Annotated in this window: 19 protein-coding genes; 4 read left to right on the top strand and 15 right to left on the bottom strand. The window is 40.3% G+C overall.

Features of this window, described 5'->3' with window-relative positions:
* The first annotated feature begins 735 nt into the window (after positions 1-735).
* Positions 736-1,197 (top strand): type I restriction enzyme HsdR N-terminal domain-containing protein, encoded by a 462-nt coding sequence (locus E0E36_RS16975; RefSeq protein ID WP_130856957.1) that lies wholly within the window; start codon positions 736-738, stop codon positions 1,195-1,197.
* 61 nt (positions 1,198-1,258) lie between these two features.
* Here the strand turns inward: E0E36_RS16975 and E0E36_RS16970 are convergent, their stop codons facing one another.
* From E0E36_RS16970 to E0E36_RS28200, 3 genes are all read right to left on the bottom strand, one after another.
* Positions 1,259-1,903 (bottom strand): hypothetical protein, encoded by a 645-nt coding sequence (locus E0E36_RS16970; RefSeq protein ID WP_013665738.1) that lies wholly within the window; start codon positions 1,901-1,903, stop codon positions 1,259-1,261.
* A gap of 82 nt (positions 1,904-1,985) precedes the next feature.
* Positions 1,986-4,631, bottom strand: a complete 2,646-nt coding sequence (locus E0E36_RS16965) for a valine--tRNA ligase (RefSeq protein WP_130856955.1) — start codon at positions 4,629-4,631, stop codon at positions 1,986-1,988.
* 440 nt (positions 4,632-5,071) lie between these two features.
* Entirely contained in the window at positions 5,072-5,197 is a 126-nt protein-coding gene (locus E0E36_RS28200) for a hypothetical protein (RefSeq protein WP_278045570.1), read from the bottom strand.
* 201 nt (positions 5,198-5,398) lie between these two features.
* Here E0E36_RS28200 and E0E36_RS16960 point away from each other — a divergent pair, with 201 nt between their 5' ends.
* The gene (locus tag E0E36_RS16960; protein ID WP_130856953.1) at positions 5,399-6,676 is read left to right on the top strand and encodes a DUF3887 domain-containing protein; all 1,278 of its coding nucleotides are present in this window, start codon (positions 5,399-5,401) and stop codon (positions 6,674-6,676) included.
* A 71-nt stretch (positions 6,677-6,747) separates the two neighbouring features.
* Here the strand turns inward: E0E36_RS16960 and gyrB are convergent, their stop codons facing one another.
* Positions 6,748-8,706, bottom strand: coding sequence for a DNA topoisomerase (ATP-hydrolyzing) subunit B (gyrB, locus tag E0E36_RS16955; protein WP_013665735.1), 1,959 nt, complete (start codon positions 8,704-8,706; stop codon positions 6,748-6,750).
* Between the two features lie 298 nt (positions 8,707-9,004).
* Between gyrB and E0E36_RS16950 the strand changes: the two genes are divergently transcribed.
* Positions 9,005-9,607: an OmpH/Skp family outer membrane protein gene (locus E0E36_RS16950; protein WP_130856952.1), complete on the top strand. Its 603-nt coding sequence runs from the start codon at positions 9,005-9,007 to the stop codon at positions 9,605-9,607.
* A 39-nt stretch (positions 9,608-9,646) separates the two neighbouring features.
* Here the strand turns inward: E0E36_RS16950 and E0E36_RS16945 are convergent, their stop codons facing one another.
* Together E0E36_RS16945 and E0E36_RS16940 are read right to left on the bottom strand one after the other, a co-directional pair.
* Positions 9,647-9,796, bottom strand: coding sequence for a 30S ribosomal protein THX (locus E0E36_RS16945; protein ID WP_130856950.1), 150 nt, complete (start codon positions 9,794-9,796; stop codon positions 9,647-9,649).
* Between the two features lie 109 nt (positions 9,797-9,905).
* Positions 9,906-10,337 (bottom strand): META domain-containing protein, encoded by a 432-nt coding sequence (locus tag E0E36_RS16940; RefSeq protein ID WP_242627277.1) that lies wholly within the window; start codon positions 10,335-10,337, stop codon positions 9,906-9,908.
* 697 nt (positions 10,338-11,034) lie between these two features.
* Here E0E36_RS16940 and E0E36_RS16935 point away from each other — a divergent pair.
* Positions 11,035-11,268 (top strand): hypothetical protein, encoded by a 234-nt coding sequence (locus E0E36_RS16935; protein ID WP_013665731.1) that lies wholly within the window; start codon positions 11,035-11,037, stop codon positions 11,266-11,268.
* Here the strand turns inward: E0E36_RS16935 and E0E36_RS16930 are convergent.
* The 9 genes from E0E36_RS16930 to E0E36_RS16890 all read right to left on the bottom strand — a co-directional run bounded on the left by E0E36_RS16930 (position 11,246) and on the right by E0E36_RS16890 (position 18,144).
* Positions 11,246-11,953 carry a phosphatase PAP2-related protein gene (locus E0E36_RS16930; protein WP_013665730.1) on the bottom strand — a complete coding sequence of 236 codons (708 nt, stop codon included), beginning with the start codon at positions 11,951-11,953 and terminating at the stop codon, positions 11,246-11,248. The genes E0E36_RS16935 and E0E36_RS16930 overlap by 23 nt on opposite strands.
* A 218-nt stretch (positions 11,954-12,171) precedes the next feature.
* Positions 12,172-12,477, bottom strand: a complete 306-nt coding sequence (locus tag E0E36_RS16925; RefSeq protein ID WP_130856946.1) for a DUF3817 domain-containing protein — start codon at positions 12,475-12,477, stop codon at positions 12,172-12,174.
* A 1-nt stretch (position 12,478) separates the two neighbouring features.
* Complete coding sequence (locus E0E36_RS16920; RefSeq protein WP_013665728.1) at positions 12,479-12,937, bottom strand: hypothetical protein; 459 nt, start codon at positions 12,935-12,937, stop codon at positions 12,479-12,481.
* Between the two features lie 67 nt (positions 12,938-13,004).
* Positions 13,005-13,595 (bottom strand): TetR/AcrR family transcriptional regulator, encoded by a 591-nt coding sequence (locus E0E36_RS16915; RefSeq protein ID WP_130856945.1) that lies wholly within the window; start codon positions 13,593-13,595, stop codon positions 13,005-13,007.
* An 80-nt stretch (positions 13,596-13,675) separates the two neighbouring features.
* Positions 13,676-14,335, bottom strand: coding sequence for an NAD(P)H-binding protein (locus tag E0E36_RS16910; RefSeq protein ID WP_130856943.1), 660 nt, complete (start codon positions 14,333-14,335; stop codon positions 13,676-13,678).
* A gap of 160 nt (positions 14,336-14,495) precedes the next feature.
* On the bottom strand, positions 14,496-15,227 hold the full coding sequence (locus E0E36_RS16905; protein WP_013665725.1) for a DUF481 domain-containing protein: 732 nt from the start codon (positions 15,225-15,227) through the stop codon (positions 14,496-14,498).
* Positions 15,228-15,291: 64 nt separating this feature from the next.
* Positions 15,292-15,564, bottom strand: a complete 273-nt coding sequence (locus tag E0E36_RS16900; RefSeq protein ID WP_013665724.1) for a hypothetical protein — start codon at positions 15,562-15,564, stop codon at positions 15,292-15,294.
* Between the two features lie 28 nt (positions 15,565-15,592).
* Entirely contained in the window at positions 15,593-16,936 is a 1,344-nt protein-coding gene (locus E0E36_RS16895) for an ankyrin repeat domain-containing protein (RefSeq protein WP_130856941.1), read from the bottom strand.
* Between the two features lie 8 nt (positions 16,937-16,944).
* Entirely contained in the window at positions 16,945-18,144 is a 1,200-nt protein-coding gene (locus E0E36_RS16890; protein ID WP_130856939.1) for an ankyrin repeat domain-containing protein, read from the bottom strand.
* Positions 18,145-18,491 lie beyond the last annotated feature (347 nt).

Genomic DNA, 18,491 nt, shown 5'->3' with positions numbered 1-18,491 from the left:
CTAACTCCCTTATTAGTGAACAAGGGAACCTGTTAGCAGTGAACCTGTCATACTTCCTACTAACTACTCCCTACTAACTACTTCCCTATTAACTAATCCCTACTAACTACTAACTCCCTTATTAGTGAACAAGGGAACCTGTTAGCAGTGAACCTGTCATACTTCCTACTAACTACTTCCTACTCCCTACTAACTACTAACTACTAACTACTAACTCCCTTATTAGTGAACAAGGGAACCTGTTAGCTGTGAACCTGTCATACTTCCTACTAACTACTTCCTACTCCCCTACTAACTACTCCCTACTAACTACTTCCCTATTAACTAATCCCTACTAACTACTAACTCCCTTATTAGTGAACAAGGGAACCTGTTAGCAGTGAACCTGTCATACTCCCTACTAACTACTCCCTACTAACTACTCCCTACTAACTACTAACTCCCTTATTAGTGAACAAGGGAACCTGTTAGCTGTGAACCTGTCATACTTCCTACTAACTACTTCCTACTCCCTACTAACTCCCTTATTAGTGAACAAGGGAACCTGTTAGCTGTGAACCTGTCATACTTCCTACTCCCTACTAACTACTCCCTATTAACTACTCCCTATTAACTACTCCCTATTAACTACTCCCTATTAACTACTCCCTACTAACTATATAACGTACAACTTATAACTAATTAAAAAAATCTCCCTAGCTTTGTATCTTTAAGACATCCGCAAACACGGTCATTATGTTAAGCCCCATTCCACTTAATCTCCCCTCCTATCCGCTAAAACTCAGCAAAGATGAACATCGCCTGTTCATTTATGATGAGTTAAGAAAAAAACATCTCTTATTAACGCCCGAAGAATGGGTACGGCAACATTGGATTCAACATCTTATACAAGCTAAGGGTTTCCCTAAAGCATTGATTCAAAGTGAAGGCGGACTAAAATTAAACTCACTGCAGAAACGCACCGATATCGTAGTTTTTAATCCCTCGGGTAAACGCCTATTAATAGCAGAGCTAAAGGCTCCTTCAATAAAAATCACGCAGGCCGTATTCGAACAGATCGCACGATACAATATGGTTCATAAAGTTCCTTACCTGGTTGTGAGCAACGGCTTAGAACACTATTACTGTCTCATTGACCATGAAAAGGAAAGTTACCGTTTCTTGGAAGACATTCCTTTCTACCACGAAATAAAATAAGCCGTTGTTTTTGTAAACAAACGGCTTAACAAAGATATGTCTATTATATATCGCGATCTATCTATTTGGCAGAAACACTTAATTCTACCACATTAGCATAGATAAAGTTCATGGCCTTATGATTAGATTTGACCGGATTCTCCTTTTTAAATTCATCCAGCAATGTAACTTCCAGGTTATCGGTTCTATCTATATCCAATACACCCCCTAAACAAGGATACTTCTGACCTAAATCACCGTCATTGAAGCTCTCAATACGAGCAAAACCATCCACATTAGCATAAAAGTTAGTAAACGTAACCGGCAAAAAGTTATTTGCTTTTACCATATCTTTTAATGTGGAACCTACTCGAATACCTTCTTCCAATTGATAGGGTCCCATTTCATCCGATACGCTCAATTTCACCGCCTTGGTAAAAGGAGCAGTCGTTTCTGCCCAAAATACTGTTACTTCTTCAGGTGTATCTTTGAATACTTTAGTAACGCTCACTTTCTTACCTTCTACTTCCTTCGTTGTATCAGCCAATTTATCGGCGCCAAATTCCTTTTCAAGATCCGCATGGCTATAGCTTAATTTTACTTTACCGATGCCCTCGCAAGTGATTAAATTCGGGTCCTGATCGGCCGCTTTCTCTTCCTTTTTGGAAGCACCACCGCAAGATGCTAGAACAAAGCCGATAAGTGCTAGACTGAGAATTCTTTTCATGTTAATAACTTTAAGTTTTTATAATTTAATATCCTCACGAAGATAATAAAAGCTTTGAGCTATCGAAAACGGAATAGTAACATTAAAGTGACGCCAAACTTTCTTCTAAAATTTTAATCTTCGCAAGTGCATCTGCTTGCTTATTACGCTCATTCTGCACGATCTCCGGCTTCGCGTTTTGTACAAATCGCTCGTTTGATAGTTTTGCGTTCACCGATTTCAGGAAACCTTGTAAATACGTGATTTCATTTGTTATTCGCTCACGCTCGGCCTTCACATCAATATTTTGAGCTATGCTTACAAAAAACTCATCCTTGCCTGCTATAAATGCTGCCGTCCCCACTTGTTGCTCCGAAACGAAGCTTACGTCGCTGATGTTCGCCAATTTTCTGATACTATCTAAATAGTTTTCGTAAGCAATATCGGTATTCACTTTGATAGCAAGTGGAAGTGTCTCTTTAGGAGAAATTTGTTTCGTGTTTCGCACGTTACGTATTTCAGAAACAACTTGCTGAACCACCTGAAAGTCATTTAGAAGCTCCCGATCGATCTTTGAAGCCTTAGGATAGGCTGCCACAATACAGCAATCCAACGCACTCCGACTTCCAAACAATTCATCGTGCCATAGCTCCTCCGTGATAAATGGCATAAAAGGATGAGCAAGGGCCAATACCTGCTCAAAAAAGTCGATCGTAAAGGTCAATAGATCTTTAGCAATAGGCTGTTGATAAGCCGGCTTTACCAGTTCAAGATACCAGGAGCAGAAATCATCCCATATAAGCTTGTAAATGGTCATGAGCGCATCAGAAAGTCTATAGGCGGCGAAATGCTCCTCTACTTCGATCACAGCTTCACTAAAGCGGCTCTCAAACCATTCCACGGTTTTAAGCTCTGCTTTTGTTGCCGGTTTGTTAACCGTTTCCCAGCCTTTAACTAATCGGAAGGCATTCCAAATCTTGTTGGCAAAATTTCGGCCCTGCTCGCAGTAGGCCACATCAAACATGAGGTCATTACCTGCAGGAGACGACAACAACATTCCAACACGCACGCCATCCGTACCATATTGATCCATCAACTCAATCGGATCCGGCGAATTCCCCAATGATTTAGACATTTTCCGTCCAAGTTTGTCGCGCACGATACCGGTAAGGTAGACATTTTTAAATGGTGCCTTTCCTCGAAATTCGTGCCCTGCAATCATCATACGCGCTACCCAGAAAAACAATATTTCAGGCGCTGTTACCAAATCATTTGTAGGATAATAATAATTGATATCGGCTCCGTTTGGCTCTTTAAATCCGTCAAAAACGGATATAGGCCATAAGCCTGACGAAAACCAAGTATCTAGCACGTCCTCCTCCTGATAAATGCCCTTTGTGCTTTTTCCCAAGCGCTCAAACTCGACTATCGCTTCCTCTTCAGTTTTAGCTACAACCCAATCTTGATTTTCATTGTACCAAGCCGGGATTCGTTGGCCCCACCAGAGTTGCCTCGATATATTCCAATCTTTAACATGCTCCATCCAATGGCGATAGCTATTGATAAATTTGTCAGGAATTAGTTTAACCTCACCACTAAGCACGTAATCCAGTGCCGGCTTTGCAAGGTGCTCCATCTTACAAAACCATTGCATAGATAGCTTTGGTTCAATAGCTGCATCGGTCCGCTCTGAAAAGCCAACCTGCGACTTATAATCTTCAACCTTTTCCAATTGCCCTGCTTCTTCCAGCATTTTAGCAATTTTTTTACGGGCGATAAAGCGATCCTCTCCTACTAATATCTGCGCTTTTTCATTTAGCGTTCCATCGTCATTTAAGATGTCGACAACCTCTAATTTATGCTTCAGGCCCAGCTCATAGTCGTTCAGATCATGTGCCGGCGTTACTTTTAAACAACCTGTACCAAATTCCATCTCAACATACTCATCCTCAATGATGGGTATTTCCCTGTTTATTATAGGAACCAGTACTTTCTTTCCTTTTAAATGCTGATAGCGTTCGTCATTCGGATTGATACAAACGGCCGTGTCAGCCATAATCGTTTCCGGCCGGGTTGTTGCGATGGTGATGTACGATCGTTGTTGGTTATTCGTTGTTCGTTCTTCGTTGGTGTCTACAACTTGATACTGGATATAATACAGCTTCTGGTTTACCTCTTTGCGAATTACTTCTTCATCTGAGACAGCGGTTTTACCCTGCGGATCCCAGTTAATCATGCGGATACCTCGGTAGATATACCCCTTCTTATAAAGGTGAATAAATGTATCAATTACCGCATCGCTCAAGTCGGGTTCCATAGTGAAGCGCGTCCGGTCCCAATCGCACGAGGCTCCCAGCTTTCGCAATTGATCGAGAATAATTCCGCCGTATTTTTCCTTCCATTCCCAAGCGTATTTCAAGAATTCTTCACGTGTGATATCGCTTTTATTGATTCCGCGCTCTTTAAGCATAGCGACTACCTTTGCCTCGGTTGCGATAGACGCATGATCGGTACCGGGCACCCAACAGGCATTTTTACCCTGCATCCGGGCACGGCGAATTAATACATCCTGAATCGTATTATTTAGCATATGTCCCATGTGCAATACGCCCGTGACGTTAGGAGGAGGCATGACAATCGTATAGGGTTCTCTACCATCCGGTATAGAACGGAAAAACTTCTTTTCCAGCCAATAGGCATACCATTTATCTTCGGTTTCTTTGGGGTTGTATGTCTTCGCTATGCTCATGGTATAAATAACATTTAGTATACTATTGTATACATATAAAGAGGTGCAAACCTACTATAAAATTCGCTTATTTGGAAATGGAGATCGGCTTTCAGCAATGAGCTATTTTCGCTAGCAAGTACCATATAATTTTTATAACTGTCGGATATAACTCCTAAAAGCAACAGGTGTTTGCTTTTAGAAAAGGAAGGATTTTTTAGTCAGTTTTTTTATAAAATATTTGTTCTTTTCTCTTTGAAAGAAAAGAACCAAAAGTTCAAGGCTGCACATCCTTCGCTAAAGATTTAGGTCCATCGCTCAAATCATGTGGAGCCGCTCCTCCCTCCAAGCCACGCTTCACTTTTTCACATGATTTTTTTGCCTTGGCTATCCTAAATCTTTTTAACGCTCACGCTGTGAGGCCGTTCTTCCCAACCCCTTGCAAAACCGTCCCGAAGTACTTACATGGCCTTGGAGGATACCGACGCAACGAGCAGCAAAGCATTTGCTCCTCTGCTCATATTGTAGTATCCAAGCGGATTGAGGAAGTGAAACGGCTCCAATACGCGCCAGTGATGCTTTGCCATCAGGTGCAAGGTAGTCTACAAAGCCTTGATGTTTGCCTCTCTTTGCATCAAGGTAAAGAGAGATCAAATTAATATAAACACCTTCATCTGTATGTTAAAGGCGAAACCGACCAAAGGGAGTTCACTGAAGGTAATCCCTATTTTAGGGAGAAAAGCCGATAGTCGTATAATTTTTATATCTTAAGGAAAATTTTTCATTTTATGCGTTACCTTTTTATTCTCTTTACCTTATTATTCTTGAGCATTTATAGCGGAAAAGCGCAAAACACAAACGGCAATAAGGCGGCAAAATTCATCTCGCTCATGGTTGATTCCAACTACAAGGAAGCACTTGATCTTACTTCAGCTGATTTTAAAGCGAAGGTTAACCCAGCAACATTATCGAAGATATGGAAGGGTATTAACCAGCAATTTGGTGCTTTTGAGCAGGTAGAACCACTCGATAGCATTACTAATAATAACAACTCGTTGATACTGCAAGCCACTTTTAAAGATTATATTGTTCCCTTAACATTCCATTTTAACACGAGCGGAGATATTTCGGCTTTTTTAATGCAACAACAACCCAAAATCAGGGCCAACACCAATAGGAGCCCGGCTAATTTCCCCGAAGAGGCGTTAAAAATCAAAGTAAATGGAGGTATTATCAGCGGAACTCTTATGACACCAAAAAATCCGCAAGCGGGTACTCCCGTCGCTTTAATCATTGCGGGTAGCGGTCCTACGGATCGCAATGGCAACAACCTTTATGGTGTGAAAGCCAACAGTTACTTATTATTAGCGGAAGCGTTAGCGGATAACGGCATCGCCAGTTTCCGATACGATAAGCGTTTGATCGGCGAAAGTGTAAACTTTCAGACAAGCCAAAATAACTTGGTGTTTAACGACTTTGTAGATGACGCGGTGATTCTTGGAACATTTCTCAAAAATCAAAAAAAATTTCAAAAGCTGTTTATTATAGGTCATAGCGAAGGTTCAAACATCGGCATTATTGCATCGGAGCAGCTGAATCCGGACGCCGTTGTTTCTTTATGCGGCCCGGGAGAAAATCTTGCTACTGTGTTAGAAAATCAATTATTAACACAACCTTCCTTAGTTAAAGAAGCTACGTCAATTATCAACCTGCTGAAACAGGGAAAAATGACAAATAATGTTCCGACCGAGCTCAATAGTTTATTTGCCCCGGCTATACAACCCTTCCTTATTTCGTCTTTCAAAATCAATCCCGAAGAAGAAATCAGGAAGTTAAAAATACCAATCCTGATTGTGGGAGGCACTACGGATTTGCAAGTACCGACCAGCCACGCCGAAAAGTTAAAAGCAGCGAATCCCAAAGCCACGCTCTTACTTATAAAAAACATGAACCATACACTAAAAACAGCACCTGCAAATAAAGAAGCTAACTTGAAGACTTATTCAAATCCAAACCTCCCGTTAAACAGCGATTTAGTAATAGGCTTGGTTAATTTCCTTCGATGAGGGAGAAGGTAGAAAGGTATAAGGTTTAAGGAAAGCCTTACACCCTATACCCTATCACCTTATGCCCTTTATTACACGTCTATCTTCGCATATTTAGCGTTACGCTCAATAAACTCCCGACGAGGTGCCACTTCATCGCCCATTAACATGGAAAAGACACGGTCGCACTCCGCCGCATTTTCTATACTCACCTGACGTAAGGTGCGGGTTTCGGGGTTCATGGTAGTATCCCACAACTGCTCTGCGTTCATCTCTCCCAAACCTTTATACCGCTGAACATGTACGCTATCCTCTTTACCGGCACCTTTCAACCGTTGAATAGCTGCCAGTCGTTGATTTTCATTCCACGCGTACTCATGTTCTTTACCTTTTTTTACTAAGTACAACGGAGGAGTAGCAATGTAGACATAACCTCGCTCTATTAATTCCTTCATATAACGGAAATAGAAGGTCAAAATCAACGTTGTAATATGCGAACCGTCCACATCGGCATCCGTCATGATAATGATTCGATGATAACGAAGTTTTTCCAGATTCAGCGCCTTCGCATCTTCAGGAGTACCGATACTCACCCCTAGGGCGGTAAACATATTCTTAATTTCCTCGTTCTCGTAGATTTTATGCTCCATCGCTTTTTCTACGTTGAGGATTTTACCACGCAAAGGCAGGATTGCCTGAAATTCCCTGTTTCTCCCCTGTTTTGCGGTTCCTCCCGCCGAGTCTCCCTCTACGAGGTATATTTCACATTTAGCAGGATCATTGTTTGCGCAATCGGCCAACTTACCCGGCAAACCGCTACCTCCCATTACCGTTTTGCGCTGCACCATATCACGGGCTTTGCGTGCAGCGGCGCGAGCTTGAGCCGCGATGATAACCTTCTGTACAATTGCCTTTGCTTCGCGTGGATTTTCTTCCAGGTAAGTACCCAAAATCTCGCCTACAGCGACATCTACGGCGCCCATTACTTCGTTGTTCCCGAGTTTGGTTTTTGTTTGTCCTTCAAACTGCGGCTCAGCGACCTTTACAGAAATAACAGCCGTTAAGCCTTCTCGAAAATCATCACCTGTAATTTCTACCTTTAGGTTCTTTAACAGGCCCGATTTATCTGCATAAGCTTTCAAAGTACGGGTTAAGCCTCTCCTAAATCCGGCAACATGAGTACCCCCTTCAATGGTATTGATATTGTTCACGTAGGAGTGCACGTTTTCGGAATAGGTATCATTATATTGCAAAGCTAACTCTACCGGTATACCCTGTTTTATTCCTTCCACATGAATGGGGTCAGGAATTAGAGGCTGACGGTTACCATCCAAAAATTTAACAAACTCGCTCAGGCCACCTTCAGAATAAAACTCTTCATGACGTAATGCTCCATCTTCTTGCTCCTCGCGTTCGTCAAGTAGGGTAAGTCTGATTCCTTTGTTTAAATAAGCCAACTCACGCAATCTACCGGCAAGCGTATCATAACTATACGTGGTAGTCATGGTAAAAATACTTGGATCCGGATGGAAAGTAACATTCGTTCCGGTACGATCGGTTTCACCAATTACTTTTACATCATACAGAGGTTTTCCCTGCGCATACTCTTGTTTAAATATTTTACCTTCCCGATGTACTTCAGCTATCAACAAGGTAGAGAGTGCATTCACACAGGAAACACCAACACCATGTAAACCACCGGAAACCTTATAGGTGTCCTTATCGAACTTACCACCGGCATGGAGCATAGTCATGACCATTTCCAAGGCTGATTTGTTCTCTTTTTTATTGATTCCGGTTGGGATACCCCGTCCGTTATCCTCCACTGTTATGGAGTTATCTTTATGAATGATTACATGAATGTCTGTACAGTAACCGGCTAGCGCTTCATCAATGGAGTTATCAACTACTTCATACACCAAGTGGTGCAAACCTTTCACGCCAACGTCTCCGATATACATTGACGGTCTTTTTCTTACGGCTTCTAAGCCCTCTAATACCTGTATATTATCTGCGGAATAGTTGGATTTGTTTTTGTTTTCTTCGCTCATGTATAGTTTAGTTCCAAAAACACAAAAATACGAAATTTTACCGACTTTGAGTAATTTACTCCTTATATAATAGCTATTTAATGTTCTTTTTTTCTAGATAAAAAAACACAGAGAATAGGATGGGAACGCCTACAATTCCTTTCCTATCCAGTCAATTTTTTGCTGACATACACCTCATAAAATCGGTTTCTCAATATGCATGATTCCCGCGCGCATTTAAAAAAAAATTGCTTAGTATATGATTTTTATGTTAGGTTTGCGTTTTGATTGCATAGAAATTAAACAATAAAGACATAAGATGAACAAACCATTCGCTTCTATAGCAAAAATTTCATTAGGCTTGATGCTGGCTGTGGCTGCAGTATCATGTAATAACAATGCAAATAAACCGGCGGCTAAGTCCGGCAAAGACAGCACTGCTGCCGCAGCCACTGAAGGACAGATCGTATATGTAAACTCTGATTCGCTATTAGCCAATTATGAGTACTTTAAAGATATGCAAGCCAAGCTTCAGGAAAAAGCAAAAAAGACACAGAGCGAGCTACAAGCGAAAGGCAATGCTTTTCAACGTGAAGTGGCTGAGTACCAAAAAAACGCTGCTACCATGAGTGCAGAACAGCGCCAAAGTACAGAAGAACGTTTGGCACGTAAGCAGGAAGAGCTCGGCAAATTCAACCAGAATGCGAATCAGTCATTTGCCAATGATGAAGCCCAAGAACAAGAAAAGTTATACAACAAGGTAGCCGATTACCTTAAATCGCATGCGAAAGAGAAAGGCTATAAATTTGTATTAACTTATGCCAAAGGAAACCCGGGTGTACTGTTCGCAGATGAGAGCCTTGAAATCACCAAAGAAGTGGTAGACGGCTTAAATGCTGCTTATAAAAAGGAAAAGAAATAATTAACGTTTAAATAGGTTATAAGGAAGGGTTGATGAATATCAACCCTTTTTATTTTTAGCACTTACTGTGGCCTTTTCTTCTACAACCGCCGTTGCTGCTGCGATTTTTTTTTGCTTATGAGGTCTCGTTTTTCCGAATGAACCCATCGTGATCTTCCCTCTTTTGGTTTTTTTATCTCCTTTTCCCATACTGAATCGTTTATTTTTTTAATAAAAACTTAGTTAATAAAAGTGATAGTCCAAAGTACAAAATTTCAGGGTAAGAAACAAACCTTTAACAGAGGTCCGATTTCAGCATTTAGTCAATCCGCCTGAACCGCATCATAGCAATATCTCCCATAATAAAATGAAGCGTTTTACCTTCATCGGTAATATCATAACGATTTACCTTTTCGAGCGTACTGATGAAGGTCGGCTCTCCCAGCCCTTCGCAAAACATTTTCGTCATTCCTAAACCTTCTTTAAAGCTTATATTATGACCATCACGATTCAGTTTTCCGAAAAAGTTATTGCAACTGGTATTGCCACTCACGCGGTTACTGTCTACTTCAATTTTTATAAAGGGTTTTTTATTGGGATACAAGCCTTCAAATGCAATGCGAGGACCGCTGATATAGTCCAATTCCCATGTTCCGTTCAATGCATCTTTTTTGGACGTCATCCCCTTTTTCGCTGTACAGGCAGCAACGACGATGGTTAACATCGTGATTAGTATAAAAACTTTTCTCATATAATCATTATTTACAACCGATAAGACTATTTTCAGCACAACAGGTTTAACTATAAAAAGTTTTTTCAACATATGATCCAATCGAGCGTAATAATAAAAAGAACGTTTATTTTATTCAACTTTTTTAATATATGTTCTTTATGCTTGATCATAAAGAACCAAACAATCAAGGCTATCCAGTGCTCACTAAAAATTCGGTTCCTATCCCTCTGTTCTGCGGAGCCGCCCCTATTCACAATTCCTTCCCTTCGCTTTTTCGCATAACACTTTAGCACGCCCTGCTAACCGAATTTTCTTTACGCTCACCCTGGAAGGCCGTTATGCCCTGCGCTATAGCCCGTTGCAAAATCGTTCCAAAGGACGATAATGGCCTAGTCTATGGAGGCAGCAACCGGCAGTCAAAGATGCCCCTCACCATTATTATGCGAAGCAGACGGTAATCAGTGAATCGACGAACGAAGGGCACGCCATTGCGCAAGAGGGTGGCTCCGATTCACGGATGGGCATCTGACCACGGGTTGCAACGGAATAGACAAGCCAAAGCACCTTGGCCCAATGGGCGCAGCAAGTGGGATGTATAAAATAAACGTTCTTTTAAAATGAGCATGACTCCATGTAAAGTGCAATAAGTCTAACCCAAACTATCTACCTTATTTACTATAATAGAATTTCCTTAACTTTGTAACAAAAGATGACTATGCAAACGAAAGAGCCTTTTGACATTACTCTCAATGAGATTGATTATGCGATCTTCCCGGAAGAAGAGGACATCTATACCGTTTATAAAGATGGTGTCGAATATATGAAAATCATGAAAGACACGGAGAATAGCTGGATTAAATTGGATTCGGAAACCGAGCTACCTCGTTTTGAAGCGGACGATGAAATTAACGCTATTGGAAGAGAAATTATAGCTTACGAAGCTCAGTAGTCACCACACGCACACCCACTTTTTCTTTTGCTAAAGCTAAATGGGCTGCCTTATACCATCCGCTTAATGCGATTTCGCGTCCCAACCAAAAACAACACCAGGTAAATAAAGGAGCCGCCAGCACATCGATACTGTAATGCACATGCTGAATCAGCACCATGCTTCCGACCAATAGCGTGGCTATTAAAGCTAATAGCTTATCCACTCGATTTGGTAAACATAAAAAGATAAGAAACATCGTGGAGGTATGACCGGAAAAAAAAAGATCTTTGGTAATAAAACCGGCCTTTCCATAGGCAATATTGCTTAACGGATCCACTAGAGGAATTAATCCGGTGGGAGGGTCTAATGCGACCAACGAAATGGTCAGCATCCGCATAAATACAACCAGCAAGAAGCCATATAATGCGGTAATCATAATGGCAGGGCTAGAAAAACACCGATACAAAAGCAACGCTGCCATCCCCCATATACATACAAATATGGGCGTTGATAAATCCATGGTAGGTAAAAGGTTCAGCAACGGATCATATAAAGGCACTCCATCTCTCAGCTCGATATGATCAAAGAATTGGGGCAGCACAAATAAAAGTACAATAAACAAAAGATGGCCAGCGATCAGCCAGCTTTTAAAAGCCCAACTTTGCATCGCCTGTTTCCAGGTAATGGTTGCCGGGTATTCCATTTGAATTAAAGGTTGCATCTCCTCTCAAAAAAACATTTGCAAATTTGGCTTAACATTTTGATAATATGAAATTAATTTTTTCTAATCTATATTTTTTATGCTCAGACGAATAAAGAACAGATTAAATGTAAGCTTCTTTGTAACGTAAAGGTGAGATAAAGCGCTACTATTTCGTATTGCTGTCACCGTTTTTTAACAACAATGACACATTTACTTTTTTAATCTAATTTCCGAAGAATCTTTCGATCGATATAGAACGTCCCAAAGGGCACGATACAAGCCAGTAGAACCTGCCATGTGGTGGTTCTAAATTTCCATTTTTGCTCTATTCCTACACTAAGCGCATTAAAAACAAATAGCAAAAACAGCGCACCATGAATAGGGCCCATTAATTTAGTTAAAGAAGGGTTATCGAAATAGTATTTCATCGGTACCGCGACAAAAACGAGGATTAATAACGATATTCCCTCGGCTACACCTATCAGACGGAGCGTAGCAACTTTTGATTGTTTCAAGTGTATCATATTATCTAAAATAAGGTCTGCTAGATAAAGGTGAAAATGGCCATGGAATGGCTATAAAAATAATAAACAAGGCTATTGAAAACCATATCAGCATGGTCCTAAACTTTTCTCCATCTTCCGATTTACGCTTAGCTAAAGAAGAGCCAACAGTAAGGACAACCACCGCGCTAAACATCAAGAAGGCATGGAACAGGGCAAAAAATGCTACGTCCCAATTCGACGAGGTCTCCTCGGTTTCCTTCCAGAAATATTTTATAATAGGGCTTTTGGTATAAAGGATAATTCCAAGCACCAGCTGTATGTGTGCAATGGTGGCCGTCCAATGCCTAATTGCATTATCCGTTTTTGAAAAGGGCTTAAGCTGATTAACACCTAGATAGGCACGAACAATAGCGACGACTAGACTGACTAGCACCAACCACCTGAAAAGAGAATGAAGAAAAATAAGTGTAACGTACATCGTTTTTTAATTAACGAAGCAAAGATATAACAAAACATACTACTCAGTATGTTTTTAGATAAAAAAATTATCTCAGCGAGTTCAAGTAATTCTTAAGTTCCTTTAAATAAGAAACATATACCGATCGATTATTTTCAAGTTTGCCGAAATTACGGATACCCCAATAACCCGACATAACAAAAAAAGTAACCTGTTTTGCGTCCACGTTCTGTCGTATACGTCCGTCTTTCTTTCCTTTTTCGATCGTTGCGATTAAAGACTTATTCCATTGATTGACGAGTTCGTCAAGTGCTTTCGCAAAACGCTCATTCCAAGGGGCCATTTCTTGCGTTAGATTAGCGGCAGGGCAACCATATTCTACTTTTAGAAATTCGTTTTCCATCAAGAGGTGGTACATCATATTATATATGAGTTCTATAGGGTCCTGATCGTTTTTTAAAGGATCAATGAAATTTTTGGCAAAATTAGGTTTAAGAATTTCATTGATAATGGCCAGTCCCATTTCATCTTTATTCTTGAAATGGTAATAGAAGGCTCCTTTCGTTACTTTTGTTGTTGCAAGAATATCATCAATGCTCGTTGTTTGATATCCCTTCGTGTATATGAGTTCAAAGGCTTTTCGTAGAATACTGAATCGAGTTGCTTCCGCCTTTTTCATGCCGGTTCCTTTTGCACAAAGGAAAAAAAATTATTGATAGCAACAAAATGTGAGCTCTTTTCATAAGCAGCGAATTCGGCTCATTTTAAAAGATCCTGCATTTCTCGCCAATGATAAATTTTTACTTTTTCGTTTTGATTTTGTGCAGCTTTTATCATGGCATTAGCCACACGCTCTCCGGCAATACCTCGATATTTTTCAAGCCCCTTCCCTATTAACAGCGGTCCAATAAACCACCATATGGCCATAAAAAATTTTTCCAATGGCCTATTCTCGTCCCGATTTCCCATTAACATGGAAGGTCTGAAAATATGTGTATGATCGAACCCTTGTGCTGTGAGATCCCTTTCCACTTCCCCCTTCGTCCTTAAATAAAACACACCGGAGCTAGGATTCGCACCGACGGCCGTCACTAAAAAAACGGCTGTTGCACCTTGTTCTTTGGCTATTTTTGCAGCCAGCACCGGATAGTCGTGGTCTATCTCGTAATATACCCTTTGATCAGGTGTTTTATTTTTCGTAGTTCCCAAGGTTATATAAACTTCATCGGCTTTAATATCTTCTTTCAGACTAGGTAAGCTATGATAGTCGCCTATTAACAGTTTCAACTTAGGATGATGAATAGTCAATTTTCTCCGAACAACAACCGTTACGACTTCATAATCTGTACTATTGAGTAATTCCTTTAAAAGATACGAGCCTATAAGGCCGGTGGCACCAAATACAACTGCTTTCTTCATCAGCGTAAAATAATTAATGAATTAGACCTATGCTTCCCTGCCATATTAGTGGAAGGTTTCATTCGCAAGACAAATTACTTCTTTTACAGAAGTAATAACGTGCCAAAAAAGTTTTCATTATCGTCGTTTTTGTGAAGTAGCTCGGGCAACTACCGAAAGCTTAAAAATACTTTTCAAAAGCAACTCCATAGGTAAATAATAGGTTTTCTCGATCTGTACGATTAATACGGTTATATACCAAAGAGCCTTTTAAACTAAGCCATTTATTTAGTTTAAATGCAATATCGTTGTTTAATTTAATATTAAAGTCTGCCGCATCGGTGAGCGAAGGTTGGTAGAAATTACTGCCCTGAATGATGATAAGCTCTTTAAAGACAAATTTGTAAAGGAGTCTAAAAGAGTTTCGTACCGTTTGATAATCTATAGGTAACTCATTTTCAAGAATACTGCTTGCGTCATAGAGAAAGCCGTCGCTTATGTTAAGAAAAACTTCGTTTTTGTCAATCAGGTTATAAGCAACGCCGGCTCCCGCCAATAGTTGGTTTCTAATCTTTAAAGAAAAGCTCGTATTGTAATTCGCTAAACCCCAATAGAAAAACCGAAGATCTTTCCGATAAATATTAAAATCAAGTGAGCTTGAAAAATCGTTATTTGACTGGCTCCCATCCTGGCGTCCATAGAGCCAGTTATTGTTGAAATTTAGTTTAATCCGCTCTTTTGCGATGGAAAAACGGAGTGCGTTGTTCAATAGAAATGCGCTTTTGTCATTTGTTTTATTAATCGAATTCGTGGACGAGAACTGGACGTAATAATTTGTGCTATCCTGCGTTTGACCGTGTGCGAGGCTAATGAAAACAACAAAGAGAACAGAAAACCATAGCTGTTTGACCATTACTAGACAAACTTAGCCAAATTGACAATAAAACACAAGCTAACCTATTGCTTGGTAAACTCACTTACAAAAGACCTTTTCCGAGTAAAAACCCAAACGCAACAGTGATCCAAACGATTCCCCAAACAAATAACGGAATAAAATATAAATCGTGCTTTCTACCTTTACGTTTAAGATAAAGCCCCAAGGGAACGATTATAATACCGGAAACTAACAAACTGTAAAGAAACCCACGTAAAGTCGAATTTCCTGCTTCGCCAAAAAGCGATATGCCAATCATTATACATACAATGGGTATTAAAATGGCTAAGATTCCCCAACCTCGATAAATCAACATAGTTATCTTATTTTATATTTCAACAAGTTCAGGATTGTAGAATTTTATTTTTCTCGGCATCAAATTCCTCTTGATTGATTATACCTGCATCTAATAAATCCTTCAAATCAAAAAGTGCCTGTTTCTTTTGTGCCATATCCATACCCGCCTGTACGGCTACCTTTGGCATTTCTGCCTGCATCGGCCCGTCAACTATATCATTTGATTGAGCACCAAAATCGATTAATAGGGCGGTTATCTCGTTGAAACCTTGCATATTAGCATAATCGATAGGCTTTTGCTCCAACGCGTTGGCTAAATCTGTGGTTGCGCCATGCGTTAACAAAAACCGGACAACATCTTTCTTACCATAAGCCGCTGCATAATGCAACGCGGTATTGCCTGCGGCGTCTTGCTTATCAATCGCTGCTCCCGCCTCTAACAGTTGTTTTACTAAAGAAAGATAACCGGATTTCGCGGCCGTCTGTAACAAAGTCTCGCCTGCATAATGCGGTTCAAAGCCTAATATAAAAGTACGCGTACCGGTTCGCGCAATCAATTTCCGAATATAATCCCCGTCTCGGCCATCGAAAGAATCGACCGGCCTTGCATAATCGGGAGACAATCCTTTGGATAGAAATAGCGCCAATAGCTCCTTTTGATTACTGCCACACACGTACCATACCGGCGATATACCTTCGGCCGATTCGGCAAAAATATCAGCACCCTGTTCTACTAAACGTTGCGTAATTAAACGGTTACCTAATTTCGTTGCTAAAAGGAGAGGGCCTTCGCTCTGATCATTCACTATATTGACAGCCGCTCCATTGTCTAAAAGCTTATTAACGATCGGTACCGAGTTCTGTTCAACAGCCAAATTTAACGCCGTATTTCCCTGCTTATCACTTACATTTGCTTCAGCTCCATTATCTAATAGTAATTGCACCATCGGCGGGTACTTATATTGCACAGCAATCAATAAAGGTGATTCTGCCTCATTGTTTAAAGCGTTAATATCGAGTCCGTCAGCGATCAATTTTTCGGCCACCTCCTGTTGTCCGGTTCTTGCGGCAATATGCAATAAGCTGTTACCCAGAAAGTCGTTTATTCGTATATCAGCTCCCTGGTTCATTAAAAACAAGGCCGTTTGTTTCTGTTTTTGCAACAAGGCAAAGTACAGGGGCGTTTCTCCCTGATGGTCTTCATAATTCAGATCCGCACCTGATTCAACTAATTGCTTCACTAGATCCAAATAACCGCGATGCGCCGCATAATGTAATGCTGTACGGCCTTTTTCGTCAGTATAACCCACATCAACTTGTTGTTTTTCCAAAAGGATTTCAGCAATCTTCCTTTTACCTCCTTCACAGGCAATGATAAATGATTGAGACATAATACAACTTATTCTTGTGCTAATAATAATTCTACTGTTTTTGATTTCAGATTGTCACCCAACGCATAATCTACCGCTTTTTTATCGGCTATATTTTCTAATTTGGCATCTACACCTTGTTGTAATAGAAATTTCACCTTTCGGTACAGTTCTTTTGCCTTTGGTTCATCATAATTCAAGTTAAACATACATACCTTATGCAATAACGTGTTGCCTTCATTATCGCGATAGTCGAGATCGAGAGCACCTCTGTGTACCAAGCGCTCCAGTAAGTTGTATGACTTCTCTAAAGCCCAGTCAATTCCTGTTTTTGGCCGATGGTAATAGTCCGACGGCTCCTTAAGGTCGCCTCCATGATCTAACAACATATCCAATATTTTATAATTATCATCATTCTCATATACCATGGCGCGCAAAAAACCATTTAAGAGATTCTCTTTTTGTTTGGTTAAAGCATAAAAATCCGGGGTCTGATAATGTAAAAACAACTCCATTATTTTTGCGTCGAATTGAAAAACAGCGGCATGAAAAAAGGCGCTCTCTCCCTGCTTATTTTCAACATTGGGGTAGGCACCGGCTTCCAACAACGCTTTTATCACCTCTATATTCCGCAAACGAACAGCAACATGAAGGGGTGTATTCCCCTCAACATTGGCAGCATTTATATCTAGGCCTTCTGCTATCAACCATGTTACAAGCTCTCTTCGATAGGCTTCGGGTTTCATCCCGTAATTACATATCTTGTAAAGAAGCGTTTGGTCGTATTTATCTTTCCGATGAATGTCTGCCCCTTGACCCACTAATATTTTCAATAAGGAGACGGGCGCATTCACCTCAATCGCATAGTTGAGTAAAGTAATCCCCCCTACTTCTTCGTCAATTTCATCGATCCGGGTGGCAAAAGTTTCAAACCAAGCTAAATAACCAGCTAAGTCCTGCAATTGCAGACTATCGATGCGTAAGAATGTGTTAATAATACTATTGTCAAATTTGTCGTATAGATAAAGATCCGTTTCGATCAAACCTTTCCGAATAAAAAGGTCGATTATTTCGTATTGACTCGATTTAATCAACTGAGTGACGGCAGATCCAAGTGCATAATCTTGAAAATCTTTAGCACTTGTAGCCTGTTCGGTTATCGCCTTGAGTTGTTCCGAATCTTTAGCCCTTGCGGCGGACTCTATTGCTCTTAATTCGTCGTTTGTCATATTTCTAATGGGATGTGAACAAAACTAGCGAATTTGCCACTATCGGCTGCCCCTGAAATCAGCTATTTTTTTGAAGAGCCGGATAGGGCTTGTTTTCTGTCTACACAGCAAACTTGAAAGCTTAAGTTAGGTGGGCACGAGCTGCTAAACTTCTATTTTATTTCACAAAAGTATGTTTCATTTTATACTTGGTATAAATAAGAACCCATCAAAAACTTTTTTTTTGAAATACTATTGCTTTGTTAAAAATATTATCTATATTCACAGAAATGTTACAATTATGAGAGACTAAATTCAATTAAAGTCAGACTAATACAAACACAAGAACAATACAAGCAACCGATCAA

The sequence above is a fragment of the Olivibacter jilunii genome, assembly GCF_900607235.1.
Taxonomy (GTDB): Bacteria; Bacteroidota; Bacteroidia; order Sphingobacteriales; family Sphingobacteriaceae; genus Olivibacter; species Olivibacter oleidegradans.
This window is presented reverse-complemented; position numbering and strand designations above follow the sequence as displayed.

Coding starts and splice junctions, on each gene's coding strand:
- gyrB (WP_013665735.1), bottom strand. CDS start 8,706: ATGAGCGAAGAAAACAAAAACAAATCCAACTATTCCGCAGATAATATA.
- E0E36_RS16910 (WP_130856943.1), bottom strand. CDS start 14,335: ATGAAGAAAGCAGTTGTATTTGGTGCCACCGGCCTTATAGGCTCGTAT.
- E0E36_RS16935 (WP_013665731.1), top strand. CDS start 11,035: ATGCAAACGAAAGAGCCTTTTGACATTACTCTCAATGAGATTGATTAT.
- E0E36_RS16950 (WP_130856952.1), top strand. CDS start 9,005: ATGAACAAACCATTCGCTTCTATAGCAAAAATTTCATTAGGCTTGATG.
- E0E36_RS16945 (WP_130856950.1), bottom strand. CDS start 9,796: ATGGGAAAAGGAGATAAAAAAACCAAAAGAGGGAAGATCACGATGGGT.
- E0E36_RS16965 (WP_130856955.1), bottom strand. CDS start 4,631: ATGAGCATAGCGAAGACATACAACCCCAAAGAAACCGAAGATAAATGG.
- E0E36_RS16925 (WP_130856946.1), bottom strand. CDS start 12,477: ATGATACACTTGAAACAATCAAAAGTTGCTACGCTCCGTCTGATAGGT.
- E0E36_RS16900 (WP_013665724.1), bottom strand. CDS start 15,564: ATGTTGATTTATCGAGGTTGGGGAATCTTAGCCATTTTAATACCCATT.
- E0E36_RS16960 (WP_130856953.1), top strand. CDS start 5,399: ATGCGTTACCTTTTTATTCTCTTTACCTTATTATTCTTGAGCATTTAT.
- E0E36_RS16940 (WP_242627277.1), bottom strand. CDS start 10,337: ATGAGAAAAGTTTTTATACTAATCACGATGTTAACCATCGTCGTTGCT.
- E0E36_RS16930 (WP_013665730.1), bottom strand. CDS start 11,953: ATGGAATACCCGGCAACCATTACCTGGAAACAGGCGATGCAAAGTTGG.
- E0E36_RS16895 (WP_130856941.1), bottom strand. CDS start 16,936: ATGTCTCAATCATTTATCATTGCCTGTGAAGGAGGTAAAAGGAAGATT.
- E0E36_RS16970 (WP_013665738.1), bottom strand. CDS start 1,903: ATGAAAAGAATTCTCAGTCTAGCACTTATCGGCTTTGTTCTAGCATCT.
- E0E36_RS16915 (WP_130856945.1), bottom strand. CDS start 13,595: ATGAAAAAGGCGGAAGCAACTCGATTCAGTATTCTACGAAAAGCCTTT.
- E0E36_RS16890 (WP_130856939.1), bottom strand. CDS start 18,144: ATGACAAACGACGAATTAAGAGCAATAGAGTCCGCCGCAAGGGCTAAA.
- E0E36_RS16975 (WP_130856957.1), top strand. CDS start 736: ATGTTAAGCCCCATTCCACTTAATCTCCCCTCCTATCCGCTAAAACTC.
- E0E36_RS16905 (WP_013665725.1), bottom strand. CDS start 15,227: ATGGTCAAACAGCTATGGTTTTCTGTTCTCTTTGTTGTTTTCATTAGC.
- E0E36_RS16920 (WP_013665728.1), bottom strand. CDS start 12,937: ATGTACGTTACACTTATTTTTCTTCATTCTCTTTTCAGGTGGTTGGTG.
- E0E36_RS28200 (WP_278045570.1), bottom strand. CDS start 5,197: ATGGCAAAGCATCACTGGCGCGTATTGGAGCCGTTTCACTTCCTCAAT.